Below are 16,702 nucleotides of genomic sequence, written 5' to 3'. Positions count from 1 at the left end.
TGTCGCCGGGACGCAGCCGCAGCTGCGCGGCGATCTGGGCGGGGGCCCGGCGCACCGCCCGCCCGGCCACCGCGGTGCGCACGTCGTGGCCCTGTGAAGTCCTGCGCCATGGGAACCTCGACGCCCGGACCAGGCTCATGGTCCAGCTCGCCGCCATGATCGCCTGCCAGGCGGTGAGCGAGTACCGGGTCATGCTGGGGGCGGCCCTGACGGCAGGCATCACCCCGGTCGAGTCGAAGGAGATCGTCTATCAGGCGGTGCCGTACGTGGGCATGGCGAAGGTCTTCGACTTCCTGCACGCCACCAACGACGTACTGACGGAGCGGGGCGTCGAAGGGCCACCGCGCAGCGCCCGTCCTGCTCCAGCGCGGCGAACAGCGGACCCAAATCCGCGTGACCGGGCCGTCCTTCGCCACCAGTTCGAACGTCCAGTGCACCGCCTCGGGAGCCGATGGTCGGGGTTATTGGCGGGAGAGCGCGCGGGTGAGGCCTGCCAGGATGGTCGTTGCAAGGATCCACCCCACAGCGATCATCGTGGCGGCGAGCCACTGTTGTAAGCCACGCGGGCCGAAGGCGGTCTCCTGCCCGAAGCCGATGATGGGGAGGAGCAAGTCCAGGGTGTAGAGGAAGGCGTTGAAGGGGGGTGCCTCGCCTGGCTTGAAGGCCGGTGGCTGGTGGATGGTGAAAGCGATCGTGCCTATGAGGAGTAGGGCGGCGAGCCAGAGCGCGGCACGGAATGGGCGGTAACCGTACCCAACGGTCCAGTCCTGCAGGTAACCCCAAAGCCGCGTCCCGAGCCGTTGCCCCGTCCGGCGGCGACGCTGTTTGGCCAGCAGCACGTCCCGAGCGGCCTCATCGTGACCATTCCTGCGGTAGACGGCGGCCAACTGCTCGTATGGTTGCGGCTGGTAGGCCTCCTTGGCCAGCCAGTCAAGACGCTCCTGGACAGGCAGAGGGGCCTCGAGACTGTCGTAGGTGAAGCCATTCATCAGGAGTTGAGCGGGCCACCGGCCAGGAACGTCATCGAGCACGCCGACTCGGGTGTGGCGAAGGTCGACGGTGCGGAGCAGGAGGGTCTGTGGCCCGATCTTCAGCGAAGCCGCTTCGACGCCACGTAGGTGAAGGTCACCGTCGATTGTGGCCTCGGCAAAGCACAGTGTGGCGGCGATCCGGGAATTTCTGATCGAGACGGCTCCCGTAGCCGTGAAGCCTTCGCAGCAGTCGATGCCACTGCCCGCGATCACTTCCCACAGGGTCAGCGCGCGCCCCCCGGGATTGTTGAGGGCGGCGCCGTGGAACTCCAAGCTGCCCTCGATCTTGGCGTTGATGAGCACGATCTCGCCATCGGCGCTGAAGCCCTCGCTACAGCTGAGCCTGCCGGTGACCCCCAGCCGCCGCAGTGAAAGCGCTGTTGCACCCGGGTTGGAGAGCCTTCCGCCGTCGACGTTGACCGATCCGCGGACCTGCGTCGAGTCCAGGAAGACCTCCCCGGTCGCCACGAAGCCCGGTGTGGCTCGCAGTCCGCTGCCGAGTTCCATCAGCGGCGCGTTCAGCGCGCGTCCTCCCGGATTGACCAAAGTCGCGTGACTGAATGAAAGTGCACCAGCCACGTGGGCTCCGCGCAAAAGGACTTCGCCTTCGGCGGCGAAGCCCTCATCGATGAGCAGACCACCCTCGACAGTGAGCCTCTCCGCGTTCAGGGCAATGCCGTCGGGGTTCGACAGCCGAGCTCCGCTGAACACGCATCGGCGTCCCACCCTGGCATCCTGCACGCTCAGCCCGCCGTGCGAAAGGAAGCCGTGACGACACAACAACCCGCCGTCGATGACGATCCCTTCGGCGGAGAGGCTGTAGCCGCCTGACCGCCCGACCCGCGCGCCGTCGAGCATCATCGTCCCGCCGATCCTGGCGCCCGCGAGGCGTATCTCACCGTCGATGACGGCGTTCGCACACAGAAGATCCCGGTTGACGGTCAGGCCGTCGGCATGGACGGCCAGATCTTCGTGGCTCTCCGTATCGCTGAGATCCAGCGTCCCGGACACGTGCGCTCCACCGAGCTGAATCGGGCCGTCCATCCGGCACCCTTCCAGACGCAGACCCCCACCGATCACAGCATCTGCAGCCTGTAGTCCGGGCAACCGGGAAGCCGCGAGGTCGATCAGGCCGGTGCGGGCGCCGGTGAAGACGGGCGCTTCCTCGAAATCACACTCAGTCATGATCAGCGGGTGTTGTACCTCGGCGTAGGACAGGTCCAGCCGGCCGGCGATCCGGGCTCCGGTCAGATGCAGGCCGGGCGTCTGCCCGGGAAGGCATTCGCGGGCGCCGAGCAGCAGCTTTGCGATGATCGCAGCCCGGACGGGAGCGCCGGGAAGCGCTACAGGATGTGCTGCGGGAAACGCCTCCCAGAGGACGCGTTCCGTCTCGGAAAGATCATCGATGATCACAGGGGTCTCCCGGAAGATCGCACGCGTCGGTTAGGAGATGCTCGGAGGTCACCACCGGCTTCGCAGCCGCCATGGCTTGAGCATCCCCTGGCGTTGCAGCGCGAAGCCTGGTATTGAGTTCAGTTGCGAGGTCTCACGGCGGCGTGTTGCCATTTCTGCTCGCCGCGTGGCGGAATAGTTTGCGCAGGACGAGTGACTATGAACGCCCAGTAGAGCTGCAATGCAGGGGAAAGGGAGACATGAAGTCGACAACCGCCAGGTCAGCCGCCCGTGTGGGCATCCTGTGCGCATTGTTGATCGCCATGGCAGTTGTGCCTGCAGGAGCATCGTCGGCAGCCACAAGCGCTTCGTCGGCCAACGTGTACGAACGGGCCTGCAGCGGCGACGGCGATCTATGCAATCTCACGTGGGGAAACGGCGCCTACGTCGATTTCGTCGAAGCGCAGAGGGGTGGCGGGCTCCTCGGGAAGACCGGGTTCTTCGAGGTGTTCGCCCGGAACAACTGGAAGAAGACCGACATTACTACGTCGGATCCGGTCCGCTTCATTAACGTTGGCCGGAACTTCGCGCAAGGCGAACTGATCTGTCTCCGATTCTTTCAGCGCAACAGCGATGGCAGTTTCACGCAGAAGTCGGGAAACGTCTGCACATCGATACCTATCGGGTGAGATAGATAGGACTGCTCGCTTTCACGCCGGTGCCGGCCGCGACCCCTCGGCCTCGCCGGCGCCGGTCTCCTCGTGAGCAGGCGCCGAGCACCCCGAGACTCACCGTACTGGGGTGCCCGGCTCAGTCCTGAGCGTACGGCGCTGCTTCACGCATGCCGCGCCACGTTTGGGCAGGAGGAAGAAGATCTTTACGGCGGGCGCGATGTGCCCGCCGCGTATTGCCGCAGGTCAGAGGTGAGCGTCACCCGCCTGCACGGGCCGAGGTCCGGCGCGTTATGGTGAGTGAGTACTCACGAACCGAGGAGGGCGACACCGATGAGACTCGCGATCTTCGGAGCGACCGGTGGCACGGGACAGCAGCTCCTGCGCCAAGCACTCGACCTCGGCCACGAGGTCACCGCCGTCGTGCGGGACGCGTCCAGGCTGCCCGCCGAGCTGCGCGGCCACCTGGATGTCGCCGAGGCCGACGTGATGAACCCCGATGCCATCGTCTCGGCGGTCAAGGGCCGCGACGCGGTGCTGACGGCGATGGGCGCGCGCCACCGCGGCCCCACCACTGTGCTGTTCGACAGCACCGCCGCCATCACCAAGGCCGTGACCCAGGCGGGGACCCGGCGGCTGCTCCTGGTCAGCGCCAGCGGCCTGGCCGCCGACGCGGGCGACGGCCCGTTCACGCGGTACGTACTCAAGCCGCTCATCGTGCAGCGCATATTCCGCCACAACTACGCCGACCTGGCCGAGGCCGAGCGGCTGCTGCGCGCCAGCGACCTGGACTGGACGATCGTCCGGCCCTCGCGCCTGACCGACGGCGGACGCAGCGCCCGCTACCGCACGGCCCGCGACCTCAACATCAGGGGCGGCATGAGCACCACCCGCGCCGACCTGGCCCACTGCATGCTCGGCCTGATCGGCGACGACACCTCGATCCGCCACGTCGTCTCGGTGGCGTCCTAGCCCGGTCTATCCGGTGACGAGCGCCGAAGGGTCGCGCTCGGGCGGGCCGGCGGGCCACCACGCGCCGTCGCGCAGGGTGAAGGGGTACCAGCGGCCGTCCCGGCCGTAGCGCAGTTGCAGGGGGCCGAGGGTCCAGCGGTTGCGCCACGCCTCCACCTGCGGCGGGCGCTCGCCCTCCCATCCGGCCTCCAGCCGGGTCTGCGCTCTGGCCAGGTCCGGGCGGGGCGGCGTCCAGGGGCGCTCGAGCACGTCCAGGCCGTGCGTGCCGCCGTACCTCCATGCCTGCACGGCCGCCTCGAGTCCGAGGTCGAGGTCGTGGTCGGCGGCCAGGCGTACCCGGTCCTGGTACTCGGTGAGCTCCGGCAGACGCCCGTGCAGCAGCAGCTCGCGTGCCCGGGAGGCGGCCGAGGCGGCCAGCACCCGCAGGGCGGCCACGTCCACGCCCGGCGTCCGGTCCGCGGGCGCCTCCAGGACGGGCGGGGCGAAGGCGACCTCGAGCGGCGGGGGCTCGGGCAGCGGTGGCACGCCTGCCGCGAACGCCTCGGCCGCCGCCACGCCGCCGGTCTCCTGCGCGGCCGGTGTCTCGTCGCCGGAAGTGCCGCGGCGCTGCAGCGCCTCGACCAGCTCCCGCTCGCCGCGCCCGCGCATCAGCAGCAGCACGAACGGGTCCGCGTCCAGCAGCCACGACGCCTGGTAGCACAGCGCGGCGGCGTGCTTGCAGGGGTGACCCCAGTCGGGGCAGGAGCACTCCGGCTCCAGGTCGCCGACGGCGGGCAGCAGCGGCACGGCGGCGTCCTCGGCCGCTTCGACCAGGTCGTGCGGCATGTCCCGGTCGAGCAGGGCGGCGATGTGGCCGCTCTTGGCGGCGACCTGGTCGAGGAAGCGTTCCCAGGCGGCGTCGGTGAGCTGCTCGACGCGTACGACGGTGTCGTACTCGCTCTCGGTGACGGCGGCGATGCGTCCGGGGCTTACGGTGATGGGCCCGATCTGGCCGGTCTTGGCGTACGCGCGGCCCTTGCGCAGCAGGACGTGGTCGAGCGAGGTGTCCTCCATGGCCTTGAGCCAGGCGCGCCCCCACCAGGAGGTGGCGAAGCGGGCCCCGGCGCGCTGCGGGGGGAAGGCGGGGAATCCACGTGCGGCGGTCATCTCAGCTCCACGAGAGCGGCGAGTTCGGCGTCGGTCAGCTCGGTGAGGGCGGCCTCTCCTGAGGCGAGCACGGCCTCGGCGAGCGCTCGTTTGGCGGCGAGCATCTCGGCGATGCGGTCCTCGATCGTGCCCTCGGTGATCAGGCGGTGCACCTGGACCGGCCGGGTCTGGCCGATGCGGTAGGCGCGGTCGGTGGCCTGGTCCTCGACGGCCGGGTTCCACCAGCGGTCGTAGTGGATGACGTGGTCGGCGCGGGTGAGGTTCAGGCCCGTGCCGGCGGCCTTGAGCGACAGCAGGAACACCGGTGCCCGGCCGTCCTGGAAGCGCGCGACCATCTCCTCGCGGCGGGCGACCGGGGTGCCGCCGTGCAGGAGCTGGGTGCTCACGCCCCTGGAGGTCAGGTGCCGTTCCAGGAGACGGGCCATGGTGACGTACTGGGTGAAGACCAGCACCGCGCCGTCCTCGGCGACGATGGTGTCGACGAGCTCGTCCAGCAGCTCCAGCTTGCCCGAGCGGCCCGTCAGGCGCGGCTCGCTCTCGTGCAGGTACTGGGCGGGGTGGTTGCAGATCTGCTTGAGCCCGGTCAGGAGCTTGACGATGAGGCCGCGCCTGGCCATGCCGCGGGCGTCGGCGATCTGGGCCATGATCTCGCGTACGACGGCCTCGTACAGACCGGCCTGCTCGGTGGTGAGCGCGACGGGACGGTCGGTCTCGGTCTTGGGCGGCAGCTCGGGCGCGATGCCGGGGTCGCTCTTGCGGCGGCGCAGCAGGAACGGCCCGACCAGCCGTGACAGGCGTTCGGCCGCCTCGCTGTCGCCGGATTCGACGGGTTTGGCCCAGCGCGCCCTGAACCTGGCCAGCGGCCCCAGCAGACCGGGCGTGGTCCAGTCGAGGATGGCCCACAGCTCCGACAGGTTGTTCTCCACGGGGGTGCCGGTCAGCGCGACGCGGGCGGCGGCGGGGATCTCCCGCAGCGCCTTGGCGGTGCCGGAGGTGGGGTTCTTGACGTGCTGGGCCTCGTCGGCCACCAGCAGGCCCCACGGGTGCGCGGCCAGGCGGGCCGCGTCCATGCGCATGGTGCCGTATGTGGTCAGCACGAACCCCTCCTCGGCCAGCGCGCGGCTCGAGCCGTGGAAGCGGCGCACGGGCACGCCGGGCGCGAACCTGGCGATCTCCCGCTCCCAGTTGCCCAGCAGCGAGGCCGGGCACACCACGAGCGTGGGGCCGGTGCCTGAGCGGTGCAGATGCAGGGCGATGAGCGTGATCGTCTTGCCCAGGCCCATGTCGTCGGCCAGGCAGCCGCCCAGGCCGAGCGAGGTGACCCGGGCCAGCCAGCGCAGCCCGGCCAGCTGGTAGTCGCGCAACGTGGCGGCCAGCCCATCGGGCGGGTCGGCGTCGGCGGGCTCGGACAGGCGTTCACGCAGCTCGCGCAGCCAGGCGGTGGGCTCGACGGCGACCTGCTCGCCGTCGACCTCGACCGTGCCGGTCAGGGCGGCCCCGAGGGCCTCGATGCCGGTCAGGGGCTTGAGATCGCGCTGGCGGGCCTTGCGGGCCAGGTCGGGGTCGATGAGGACCCACTGGTCGCGCAGCCGTACGACGGGGCGGTGCGCCTCGGCCAGGCGGTCCATCTCCGCGGCGGTCAGGCGCCGGCCGCCGAGGGCGAGCTGCCAGTCGAAGCTGGTCAGGTGGTGTCCGCCGAGGAACGACGGCAGATCGGACGGCTTGCTGTCGCGTTCGCCGATGACGGCGCGGGCGCTCAGGCCGCGCACCAGGGCCTTGGGCCAGTGCACCTCGACCCCGGCGGCGGCCAGGCGCTCGGCGGCTCCGGCCAGCAGGTCTTCGACGTCGCCGTCGGTGAGCGTGAGCTCGTCGGGCACGGCGCTGTCGAGCAGGCGCTCCAGGCGGGGCCAGGTACGGGCGGCGCGGCGCACGGCCAGGGTGGTCTCGATCCTGGCACGGGGGCCGAAGCCCTGGTCGTGGCCGCGCCACAGGTCGGCGGCGTCCACGACGAGTGCGGGGTCGGCCAGGCTGTGCAACTGGAGGACGGCGCGGAACTCGGCGGCCGCCAGGTCGTCGGCCTCCAGCCGCAGCGACAGCCGTACGCCGGAGTCGAGCCCGGCCGCCACCTCCTCGGCCCAGGGGCGCAGGTGCGGCACCTTGACGGGCTTGGCGGCGGCGTAGGCGGTCAGTCCGGTGGCGCGCACGGCGCCGGGGGAGCGGGGCATGGCGTCGGCGACCGCGTCGAGGAACGCCCGCACGAGCGGCTCCGCCTCGGGCAGCCACACCTCACCCGGCTGCCCGGCCCCGGCGCGGCTGCCCGTCTCAGCCACGCGGGCGGCCTGTGCCACCGGTCCCGCGTGGCCGTGCGCGGCGGCGGCAGGACCGGGTGGCCCGTCGAGGGGGAGGGCGCGGGCGGAGGCGGGCATGGCGGCGGCCAGTTCGCGGATGCGCTGGGCGTCGGCGGCGTCCAGCGGGCCGGCGCGCCAGGAGTCGTGATCGCCCGCCGTCACCCCCGGCAGGATGCGGCCCCGGGTGACGAGCTGGAGTGCCACCAGCGCGACCGCGCCCCAGAAGCGGGCCGCCGGGTGGGCCTGCGGGTCCACGCGCGCCCTGGCCAGCGCCGCCACCGCCTCGCCCACCGGGACGAGCCTGGCCGCGACCTGCCTGGTGCCCCCGTGCGGCTCGGCCACCCTCACCGCGGACGGCCCGTCCGGGTCGAGGAAGACCATGTGCCCGGACCTGGGTGGGTCGCCGGGTTGGAAGACTGCGGAGTGCCGTACGAGATCCGTCATCGAGCTCACGGCCGTACAGAGTACGGTACGACGGGGTGGGGTTTCCCACACCTTCCGATCAGAAGCCTGCCTCATTCCCGGCATATCCCGTGATCCATAGCCTTGAGTCCATGACTGATTGGCTGGTTGGATTAATGGAGAGCCTTGGAGCGCCTGGTGCGGGGCTTGCGATCGCGCTGGAAAATCTGTTCCCGCCCATCCCCAGCGAGGTGATCCTGCCCCTGTCGGGCTTCACCGCAGGCAGGGGCCAGATGGACCTGCTGGACGTGCTGGTGTGCACGACGCTCGGCTCGGTCGTCGGGGCGCTGGCGCTGTACTGGGTGGGGGCGCTGCTGGGCCGCGAGCGCACGCTGGCCATCGCCGCCAAGCTCCCCCTGGTCAAGCCGTCCGACATCGAGAAGACCGAGGCGTGGTTCCTCAAGCACGGCCGCAAGACGGTGTTCTTCGGCCGGATGATCCCCCTCTTCCGCAGCCTCATCTCGATCCCGGCGGGCGTGGAGCGGATGCCGCTGGTGACGTTCACGCTGCTGACGGGCGCCGGCAGCCTCATCTGGAACACGATCTTCGTGATGGCCGGCTACCTGCTGGGCGACAACTGGTCGGTGGTGGAGACCTATGTGGGCATCGGCTCCAAGGTGGTGATCGCGGTGGTGGTGCTGGCGGTCCTGGTGTTCGTCGGCGTGCGGCTGGCCGAGCGGCGTAAGGGCAGGCATGCGACTCGCCGCTGAGGGGCTGCGGCTGCTGGGCGCGGTGACGCTGGGCGGCCTCACCGCGCCGGCCGAGCTGGTGTTCCTGCTGCTGGCGCTGCCGTTCCTGAGCAATCCGAACGTCGGCGCGGCGGCCCGGCGGCTGGCCCGCCTCGAGGCGCGCCGCCTGCGCCTGGACCCCGACGCCCTGCAGGAGGGCAGCCCGGTGCGTTACCTGGCCGCCCGCGTCCCGGTGGGCGTGCTGGGCGGGCTGGTGATCACGTTGCTCGTGTTCGGGGCCGGCGTGGTGGTCCTCGTCCTCGCGGCGTGGGGGCGCGGCGAGCCGTTCGACGGGATGCGGCCGTCGGTCCCGCTGGTCGCCTACTTCGGGGTGGCCGGGGTCGTGCTGCTGTTCCTGGCCCTGTCGGGCGTGGTGGGGGTGCACGCGCTGGAGCGGCGGCTGGCGCTGCGGATGCTGGGTCCTGACCCGACGCAGGCGCTGGAGCGCAGGATCGCCGAGCTGGCCGAGAGCCGGGCCGGGATCGTGGCCGCGGTCGACTCCGAGCGCCGCCGCATCGAGCGTGACCTGCACGACGGGCTGCAGCAGCGCCTGGTGGCGCTGTCGATGCTGATCGGGCGCGCCCGGCGGGGCCGTTCCGAGCTGCTGGGGCAAGCGCACCAGGAGGCCCAGCACGCGCTGGCCGAGCTGCGCGAGGTGGCCTGGCGGGTCTACCCGAGCGGCCTGGACTCCCTCGGCCTGGGCGAGGCCCTGGCGGGGGTGGCCGAGCGCTCGAGTGTTCCGGTGCGGGTAGCCTGCGACCTGCGGCGTCGGCCGCCCATGGCGGTGGAGACGGCGGCGTACTTCGTGGTGTGCGAGGCCGTTACCAACGCCGCCAAGCACGCCGGCGCCACGCTCATCACGGTCGAGGTGCACGAGGAGGACACCGCGGTGGTCGTACGGGTGCGAGACGACGGTGCGGGCGGCGCGCAGGCGTCGGGCGGCGGCCTGTCCGGGCTGGCCAGGCGGGTGGCGGCGCTGGACGGCTCGTTCGAGGTGCGCAGCCCGGCGGGCGGGCCGACGACGATCACGGCGGTGCTGCCGTGCGGGTGATCCTGGCCGAGGACTCCACGTTGCTGCGCGAGGGCCTGGTACGGCTGCTGCTGGAGGAGGGCCACGAGGTGCCGGCCGCGGTCAGCGACGGCGACGCGCTGGTGGCGGCGGTGGCCGAGCACCGGCCGGACATCGTGGTGGTGGACGTACGCATGCCGCCGACCCACACCGACGAGGGCCTGCGGGCGGCGCTGGAGATCAGGCGGCGCTGGAGCGAGGTCAAGGTGCTGGTGCTCTCGCAGTACGTGGAGAAGAGGTACGCCACCGAGCTGATGAGCGCGGACGTCGAAGGCGTCGGCTACCTGTTGAAGGACCGGGTGGCGCAGGTGGGCGACTTCCTGGACGCGCTGGAGCGGGTGGGCGCCGGCGGGGCGGCGTTCGATCCGGAGGTGGTGCGCCAGTTGCTGGCCCGCACCACGCAGGTGGACCCCCTGGCGCGGCTGACGGCGCGGGAGCGGGAGGTGCTGGAGCTGATGGCGCAGGGGCTGACCAACGCCTCGATCGCCCAGGCGCTGCACGTGTCGCAGAGCGCGGTGGAGAAGCACGTGAACTCCCTGTTCGACAAGCTGCGCCTGTCGCACACGACCGGTTACAGCCGACGCGTGCTGGCCGTGCTGCACTTCCTGAAGTCCTGACAATCGAAGTCGTCTTGACAATCTTATTTGTCGGTGGAATGGTTGGGGCATTCCACCGACGAAGGGAGCTGAACCCGTCATGAGCAAGACCGTCGCGGCCAAGCTGCTCATCAAGCCGGAGTCCAAGGTGTGGATCTCCGACGCCGCCCACCTGCCGCTCGTCGGGCCGCTGCCCGAGGGCGCGCGTCACGTCGAGGACCTCGAGGAGGCGGACGTGGCGCTCGTCTTCGCCGCCGACGCGGCCTCGGCCCGGCAGCTCCTGGACCGGCACCGCGACCAGGTCACCGCGCCGCCGGTCGTGTGGGTCGCCTACCCCAAGGGCAACAAGGCGGACATCAACCGGGACACGCTGTGGCCGATCGTGGGCGAGTACGGGCTGCGTCCCAACGGGCAGGTGGCGGTGGACGAGGTGTGGTCGGCGCTGCGCTTTCGCGCGCTAAAGGACGGCGAGGCCCCCTTCACCGGCGGCAAGCAGGGATAGGCGCGCCTGGCTGGTTGACGGGGATGCCGCAGGACATGCCGGGTGGGCGGCTGATCAGCGGGCGACGTAGCCGCCATCGACGGGAAGGGCGACGCCGATGACGAAGCCGGCTCCCGGGCTGCACAGCCACAGGACGGCTTGGGCGATCTCCTCTGCGGTCCCGAGCCGGTTGATGGGCTGGTTGGCTTCGGCCTCGGCGCGGTCGAGCTCTCCCTTGGCGATCATGTCGCTGACCATGGGGGTGTCGATGGTGCCGGGGCAGACGGCGTTGATGCGGATGCCGCGCGGGGCGTATTCGAGGGCGGCGCTGGTGGTCAGGCCGATGACGCCGTGTTTGGTGGCGTGGTAGGAGGCACGGCCGGGGAGGCCGACGAGGCCGCCGAGGGAGGAGCAGTTGACGATGGCTCCGCTGCCTTGTGTGCGCATGTGCCGCAGTTCGTGCTTCATGCTGGCCCAGACACCGCGCAGGTTGACGGCGTTGACGCGGTCGAACCTGTCGGCGGGTTCGTCGGCGGCGTCGCTGGGCGGGATCTGGATGCCCGCGTTGTTGTAGGCCATGTCGAGGCGGCCGAAAGTCTCGACGGTGCGGTCGACGGCGGCGGCGACCTGGTCCTCGTCGCTGACGTCGCACGTGAGGGCGAGCACGTGGTGGCCCGCGTCGGCGAGGTCCTTCGCGGCGGAGTTCAGGGCGGTTTCGTTGATGTCGGTGAGGGCGACGGCGGCCCCGGACTCAGCGAAGGCGCGGGCGGTGGCCAGTCCCATCCCGGAGCCGGCTCCGGTGACGAAGGCGACCTGGCCGGTGAAGTCGTAGGTGGGATTCATATCGTGTCCCCTCCTGGCGGATGTGAGTTTCTCATTCGGATGCTGATCAGCCCGTAGGAGCGCCCGTTCCGGGTCACTTCAGATTGTTCCGGAAGAACGTCGTCAACTTGTCGAAGGGGATGAGGTTGACGCGATCGTAGAGATCCACGTGACCGGCGCCGGGAACAACCAACAGCTCCTTGCCTTTACCGGCAAGCCGGTAGGCCTCTTCGCTGAACTCCCGGGAATGAGCCTTCTCGCCCGTGATGAAGAGCATCGGGCGAGGAGAGATCGTCTCGATGTCGGCGAACGGGTAGAAGTTCATGAACTTGACGTTGCTCGTGAGCGTGCGATGCGTCGTGGTGTTCGGGCTGTACCCCCTGGCGGTGCGGTAGAAGTCATAGAATTCGCGCTCGACCGGAGTCGAGTTCTCGTTTAGCTGTTCAGGTGTTCCGACAGCGTATTCAGTTTGGCCACCCGCGAACTCCACATCGCGCTGTTGCGCTGCCTGCTCGAGGATGTCCTTCCGCTGCTCGAGGGTGACGGACTTCCTGAGCCCGTTGCGGTTGGCGGCGCCCATGTCGTACATGCTGACCGTCGCGATGGCTTTGATGCGCGGATCGATCTTGGCTGCGCTGATGACGAAGCTCCCGCTGCCGCAGATCCCGATCGCGCCGATCCGCTCCTTGTCGACGAAGGTACGGGTGCGCAGGAAATCCACCGCGGCGCTGAAGTCCTCGGCATAGATGTCCGGCGAGACAGCGTTGCGAGGCCGGCCGTCACTCTTGCCCCAGAACGACAGGTCAAGGGACATGGTGACGAATCCCCGCTCGGCCATCTTCGTGGCATACAGGTTTGCGCTCTGCTCTTTGACCGCACCCATGGGATGTCCGACCACCATCGCCGGGTTCTTCGCGCGGCGATTCATGTTCTTGGGGACGAACAGGTTCCCGGCGACGTTCATCCGGTACTGGTTCTTAAAGGAAACCTTCTGGACCGTTACCCTGTCGCTGGTGTAGAAGTTGTCCGCGCCGTTGGACGTGTCCCCAGGCGGCAGGTCCGGCGTTGAATGGGCCACCGGTGCCGAGGACGTGGCTGCCTGGGCGGTCGAAGTGAACCCTGTTGCGAAAAGCACACCGAGTACGGCGGCACCGGCGCCGGCCCGCTTGATCAGGCCACGGCGTGGGAGGTTCCGCCCCGCGTTATCAGACTTCATGTTCATCGTTGATGCTCCTTGCGTGTACCCGGTGACAGCTTTCGTTGACGACAGGCCGTCACGCCATATGACAACACCCAGAAAACCGGTTCCATCGCACGGGCGGGAGGTCGCGTTTATCGGGGGGACAGGAAGTCGCCGTGCTGGCCGGCGTGAGCACCGACTGGTACACCCGTCTCGAGAAAGGTCATATCAGCGGTGTCTCCGAGGACGTCCTGAACGCCGTGGCCCGAGCCCTCCAGCTCGATGACGCCGAACGCGCTCACCTGTTCGACCTGGCCCGCGCCGCGGGCACCGGCCCCCGCCCCCGCCGCCTCGCCCACAGGGTCCGTCCCGGGCTGCAGCGGATGCTGGACGCCATGACCGACGCCCCGGCCATCATCCGCAACGGCCGCATGGACATCGTGGCCGCAAACCGCCTCGGCCGCGCCATGTACTGGCCGGTCTTCCAGGCCCAGCACTCCGCCCCCGGCCGGAGCCCGCACCCGGGCGCCACACGCGGCCAGCCGGCCAACATCGCGCGCTTCCAGTTCCTCGACCCGGCCGGACCCGACTTCTTCCCCGACTGGGACAGCGCCGCCGACGTCACCGTCGCCCTCCTGCGCACCGAAGCCGGCCGCGACCCCTACAACAAGGAACTCACCCAGCTGATCGGCGAACTGTCCACCCGCAGCGCCGACTTCCGCAGCCGCTGGGCCCAGCACAACGTGCGCCTGCACCACACCGGCACCAAGACCTTCCACCACCCCGCGATCGGCGACCTCACCCTCGACTACGAGTCCATGGACCTGCACGCCGACCCCGGCCTGAACCTGACCGTCTACACCGCCGCTCCCGACAGCCCCTCCCACGACGCCCTGCGCCTGCTCGCGAGCTGGGCCGCAACCCTCGACGCCGCCCCCGCTCGCACGCAGGATGATCGACGCCACCACGGTCACCTCCAGGCCGCCACGGTGGCCTGGAGCTCGGGGCGGCCCTTGTGGCGGGTCGAGATGGTCTCCTCAACGATCTCGCGACAGTCGGCCGCGTTCAGCAGTTCCAGCTGAGCGGCGTTGCTCCTGGCCCCGGGTGGAGACGCGGGCGTAGCCGATGCGGATGGCGTTCGAGGCCGCCGCCGACGCCTGGGCCCCGGCGGCGGCGCTGGGGGGCGAGGTCAGCGCCACGTGGGCGCGTTCGTCGTCCTGGCCGGACTCGGAGATCTCGACGCCGGAGCCGTCGTGGGTCTGGCACCGCTCTTCGATCGTGTACGTCGGGCCGGTGCTCGTACAGGCGGAAAGTCATCGACTCGCCCTCGCCTCGGGTGAGCGTGTGCTCTTATGGTCTGTACGCCTCAGCGGGCGTACCAAACCATCCGTGGCGATGTGCGGCTTAGTGGTGGGCGATCCACCAGAACAGCAGGCCGGCGAGGCCAGTGCCGGTGGCGTGGGTGACATACCGGCGATATACCGCCGATCCCTAGGCCGAAGTTCATTATCCATCCCAGCGACGACCCACTGGGCGCCTCGGAAAGGGAGAACATAAATTGCTAGGACGTAAGATCGGCACCTTGGCAGGGGAATCTTCGCAGCGGCTGCGCTCATGGGCGGAACGACCCCCGCCCTGGCGTCTGCCGAGGTCTCATCGGGGACGAAAGGGCTGCAGCGCTTCGTCGAGGTGAAAACACCTGTACCACGTCCAAGACCTTCTGCGCTGAACGCCGGCTACTACGGCGCGCTGCCCGCCCTCATGTCCTTATCCACAGAAACCACGCAAGTGCGACAAAAGACAGAGTCGCATATTGGGTGATACGTCTCTTCTTGGGCTCAAATGCCCACCATGTCCCGCTGCCGCGTTACAAAAAGAAAGAGCCCTTACCGGCCTGAGCGCAGCATCTCATGACGCTCGGCGGCTTCCTCGTTCACCCGGCTGTGCCCCCGCACGCGGCCGGCGAGGTGTGCAGCTTCGGGATGCACCCGGCGATATACGGGAAACATACCGGCCTCCTCTACCCTCCGTATGTCTTTCACTGACTCAACGGACAAGCTCAGACCCCGCCTCGGTGGTCGGAGAGTTGGGTCCGGGGCCCCTTTGGAGGAGTAACACACTATGCCCGGATCTCTATCGCGCCGCAGCCTGCTCAGGATCGGTGGCGGGGCCGTGGTCGCGGGGGCGGCCGCGTCTCTGACCCGTGACGTGCTGGCCCCCGACGCGGCGCATGCGGATACATGGCATTCCCAGCTCGTCTACCCGGGCGCCGACGGCCGGCTTGTCTACAAGCCGGATTCGCGAGGGAAGGTGATCCCGGACTTCAGCTGGGCCGGGTACCGCAATGGTCAGACGCCGATCCCGTCCGTCCCAGTCGTCAAGGAGATCGGCCCTGTCGATGGTGACAACACCGCGCACATTCAGGCCGCGCTCGACGAGGTGGGCGCGATGCCGCTCGGCGCCAACGGGTTCAGAGGGGCGCTGCTCCTCAAGGCCGGTCACTACATCGTCGAAGGCACGCTCCGGATGAAGCGCGACGGTGTCGTGTTGCGCGGGGTCGGCAAGGAAGCCGACCCGTCGGTCAACACGGTCATCACCGGTAAGGGCGACGGGAGCAGGAGCGCGGTCCTCTTCGTCGGTGGTGCGTCCGGCGGCTGGGAATCGCAGGTGCCCGGCACCAAGACCGGCATCACCTCCAGCCTGGTCACGACCGGACAGCGCAGGATCACCCTGGCATCGACGGCCAACCTCAAGGTCGGCGACAACATCATCATCTATCACCCGCACACCCAGGAGTGGACCGAGGCGATCAACGGCGGGGGCGTGGTGAACGAAGCTCCCTGGGCCCCCGGCGAGCTGCTTATCATGTACAACAGATACATCCGGGAGATCGTGGGCAACGACATCATCATCTGCGCCCCCGTCTTCAACGATCTGCGACGGTCCCTGTCCCAGTCCTACGTATACGTCTGGGACCGGGCCGGGCTCGTCCGTAATGTGGGTGTGGAGGACCTCCGCATCGACATGGGCGATCCGTCGAGCACTAGCGAGGACCACCCGCAGAGCTGCATCTTCGTCAGCAGGGTCGAGGACGCGTGGGTCATGAACGCCGCGCTCCTGCACTTCTCGGTCTCCGGCGTCTGGGTGCAGCGCAGCACGCGGGTTACCGTGCAGCGGGTTCGGGCCGTCCAACCTCGTTCCGAGATCATCGGAGGGAGGCGGTACAGCTTCTGCGCCGGTGGCATGGCCCAGCAGGTGCTCTTCAACGACCTGATTGCGTTCCATGCGCGGCACGCCTTCATCGGCACGGGGACGAGCACCTGCTCTGGCAATGTGTGGCTGAACGGGTACAGCAAGTTCGGCTACAACGAGACCGGCGGCCATCACCGGTGGAGTCAGGGGCTCCTGTACGACAACATCCAGGAACTGTCCAACCAGAGCGAGAACGATTGGGTCCTGGCCCTGCACAATCGCGGAGACAGGGGGGATGGGCATGGCTGGTCCTCGGTGAACAGCGTGGCGTGGAACTGCACCGTGGACAACGGCAAGAAGCTGTGCGTGCAGACTCCACCGACCGCCCAGAACTTCGCCATCGGCACTACCGGCATCGTCACCGGGCAGAACTGGTACACCAACCACCAGACCGGCTATGTGGAGGGGACCAACCGGTCGGGGCTGGCACCTGGCTCCCTCTACCTGGCGCAGCTCGCCGATCGGCTCCCTGGCTCGTAAGCGATGAGCGTTGGCCGCGCCTCACCGGGCACGGCCAACGTCGGCTCCGGCCTACCTTCGTTCAGGCCGTCC

14 protein-coding genes and 1 pseudogene are annotated in these 16,702 nt (G+C 69.4%); 9 read left to right on the top strand and 6 right to left on the bottom strand.

Annotated features, from left to right (window positions below; all coding sequences use genetic code 11):
* A pseudogene (locus tag ACIBVN_RS54495) lies at positions 1-220 on the bottom strand (hypothetical protein); the annotation flags it as partial.
* On the opposite strand from ACIBVN_RS54495, the gene ACIBVN_RS54490 reads away from it, so the two are divergent.
* Positions 138-557, top strand: a complete 420-nt coding sequence (locus ACIBVN_RS54490; RefSeq protein ID WP_397149760.1) for a carboxymuconolactone decarboxylase family protein — start codon at positions 138-140, stop codon at positions 555-557. The pseudogene ACIBVN_RS54495 and the gene ACIBVN_RS54490 overlap by 83 nt on opposite strands.
* Here the strand turns inward: ACIBVN_RS54490 and ACIBVN_RS54485 are convergent.
* Positions 462-2,444 (bottom strand): hypothetical protein, encoded by a 1,983-nt coding sequence (locus tag ACIBVN_RS54485; RefSeq protein ID WP_397149754.1) that lies wholly within the window; start codon positions 2,442-2,444, stop codon positions 462-464. The genes ACIBVN_RS54490 and ACIBVN_RS54485 overlap by 96 nt on opposite strands.
* A gap of 239 nt (positions 2,445-2,683) precedes the next feature.
* On the opposite strand from ACIBVN_RS54485, the gene ACIBVN_RS54480 reads away from it, so the two are divergent.
* Both ACIBVN_RS54480 and ACIBVN_RS54475 read left to right on the top strand, forming a co-directional pair.
* Positions 2,684-3,112: a hypothetical protein gene (locus ACIBVN_RS54480; RefSeq protein ID WP_397149752.1), complete on the top strand. Its 429-nt coding sequence runs from the start codon at positions 2,684-2,686 to the stop codon at positions 3,110-3,112.
* Positions 3,113-3,427: 315 nt separating this feature from the next.
* Entirely contained in the window at positions 3,428-4,066 is a 639-nt protein-coding gene (locus ACIBVN_RS54475) for an NAD(P)-dependent oxidoreductase (RefSeq protein ID WP_397149750.1), read from the top strand.
* A 6-nt stretch (positions 4,067-4,072) separates the two neighbouring features.
* Here the strand turns inward: ACIBVN_RS54475 and ACIBVN_RS54470 are convergent, their stop codons facing one another.
* Positions 4,073-5,212: an SWIM zinc finger family protein gene (locus ACIBVN_RS54470; RefSeq protein ID WP_397149748.1), complete on the bottom strand. Its 1,140-nt coding sequence runs from the start codon at positions 5,210-5,212 to the stop codon at positions 4,073-4,075.
* Entirely contained in the window at positions 5,209-8,004 is a 2,796-nt protein-coding gene (locus ACIBVN_RS54465) for a DEAD/DEAH box helicase (protein ID WP_397149758.1), read from the bottom strand. Before ACIBVN_RS54465 ends, ACIBVN_RS54470 begins: the two co-directional genes overlap by 4 nt.
* A gap of 110 nt (positions 8,005-8,114) precedes the next feature.
* On the opposite strand from ACIBVN_RS54465, the gene ACIBVN_RS54460 reads away from it, so the two are divergent.
* From ACIBVN_RS54460 to ACIBVN_RS54445, 4 genes are all read left to right on the top strand, one after another.
* Positions 8,115-8,732: a DedA family protein gene (locus tag ACIBVN_RS54460; protein ID WP_397149746.1), complete on the top strand. Its 618-nt coding sequence runs from the start codon at positions 8,115-8,117 to the stop codon at positions 8,730-8,732.
* Positions 8,716-9,801, top strand: a complete 1,086-nt coding sequence (locus ACIBVN_RS54455; RefSeq protein WP_397149743.1) for a sensor histidine kinase — start codon at positions 8,716-8,718, stop codon at positions 9,799-9,801. Before ACIBVN_RS54460 ends, ACIBVN_RS54455 begins: the two co-directional genes overlap by 17 nt.
* A complete protein-coding gene (locus tag ACIBVN_RS54450; RefSeq protein ID WP_397149741.1) occupies positions 9,792-10,436 on the top strand; it encodes a response regulator in 645 nt (214 codons plus the stop codon). The genes ACIBVN_RS54455 and ACIBVN_RS54450 overlap by 10 nt, the downstream gene beginning before the upstream one ends.
* Positions 10,437-10,515: 79 nt before the next feature.
* The gene (locus ACIBVN_RS54445; protein ID WP_397149740.1) at positions 10,516-10,917 is read left to right on the top strand and encodes a hypothetical protein; all 402 of its coding nucleotides are present in this window, start codon (positions 10,516-10,518) and stop codon (positions 10,915-10,917) included.
* Positions 10,918-10,971: 54 nt separating this feature from the next.
* Here the strand turns inward: ACIBVN_RS54445 and ACIBVN_RS54440 are convergent, their stop codons facing one another.
* Entirely contained in the window at positions 10,972-11,739 is a 768-nt protein-coding gene (locus tag ACIBVN_RS54440) for an SDR family NAD(P)-dependent oxidoreductase (protein WP_397149738.1), read from the bottom strand.
* A 73-nt stretch (positions 11,740-11,812) separates the two neighbouring features.
* The gene (locus tag ACIBVN_RS54435; RefSeq protein ID WP_397149736.1) at positions 11,813-12,940 is read right to left on the bottom strand and encodes an alpha/beta hydrolase; all 1,128 of its coding nucleotides are present in this window, start codon (positions 12,938-12,940) and stop codon (positions 11,813-11,815) included.
* A 134-nt stretch (positions 12,941-13,074) separates the two neighbouring features.
* On the opposite strand from ACIBVN_RS54435, the gene ACIBVN_RS54430 reads away from it, so the two are divergent.
* Entirely contained in the window at positions 13,075-13,980 is a 906-nt protein-coding gene (locus ACIBVN_RS54430; protein ID WP_397149734.1) for a helix-turn-helix transcriptional regulator, read from the top strand.
* A gap of 1,039 nt (positions 13,981-15,019) precedes the next feature.
* Positions 15,020-16,630, top strand: a complete 1,611-nt coding sequence (locus ACIBVN_RS54425; RefSeq protein ID WP_397149732.1) for a hypothetical protein — start codon at positions 15,020-15,022, stop codon at positions 16,628-16,630.
* Positions 16,631-16,702: the final 72 nt, after the last annotated feature.

Source organism: Nonomuraea sp. NPDC049400 (assembly GCF_044466425.1).
In the GTDB taxonomy this organism is placed as follows: Bacteria; Actinomycetota; Actinomycetes; order Streptosporangiales; family Streptosporangiaceae; genus Nonomuraea.
This window is presented reverse-complemented; position numbering and strand designations above follow the sequence as displayed.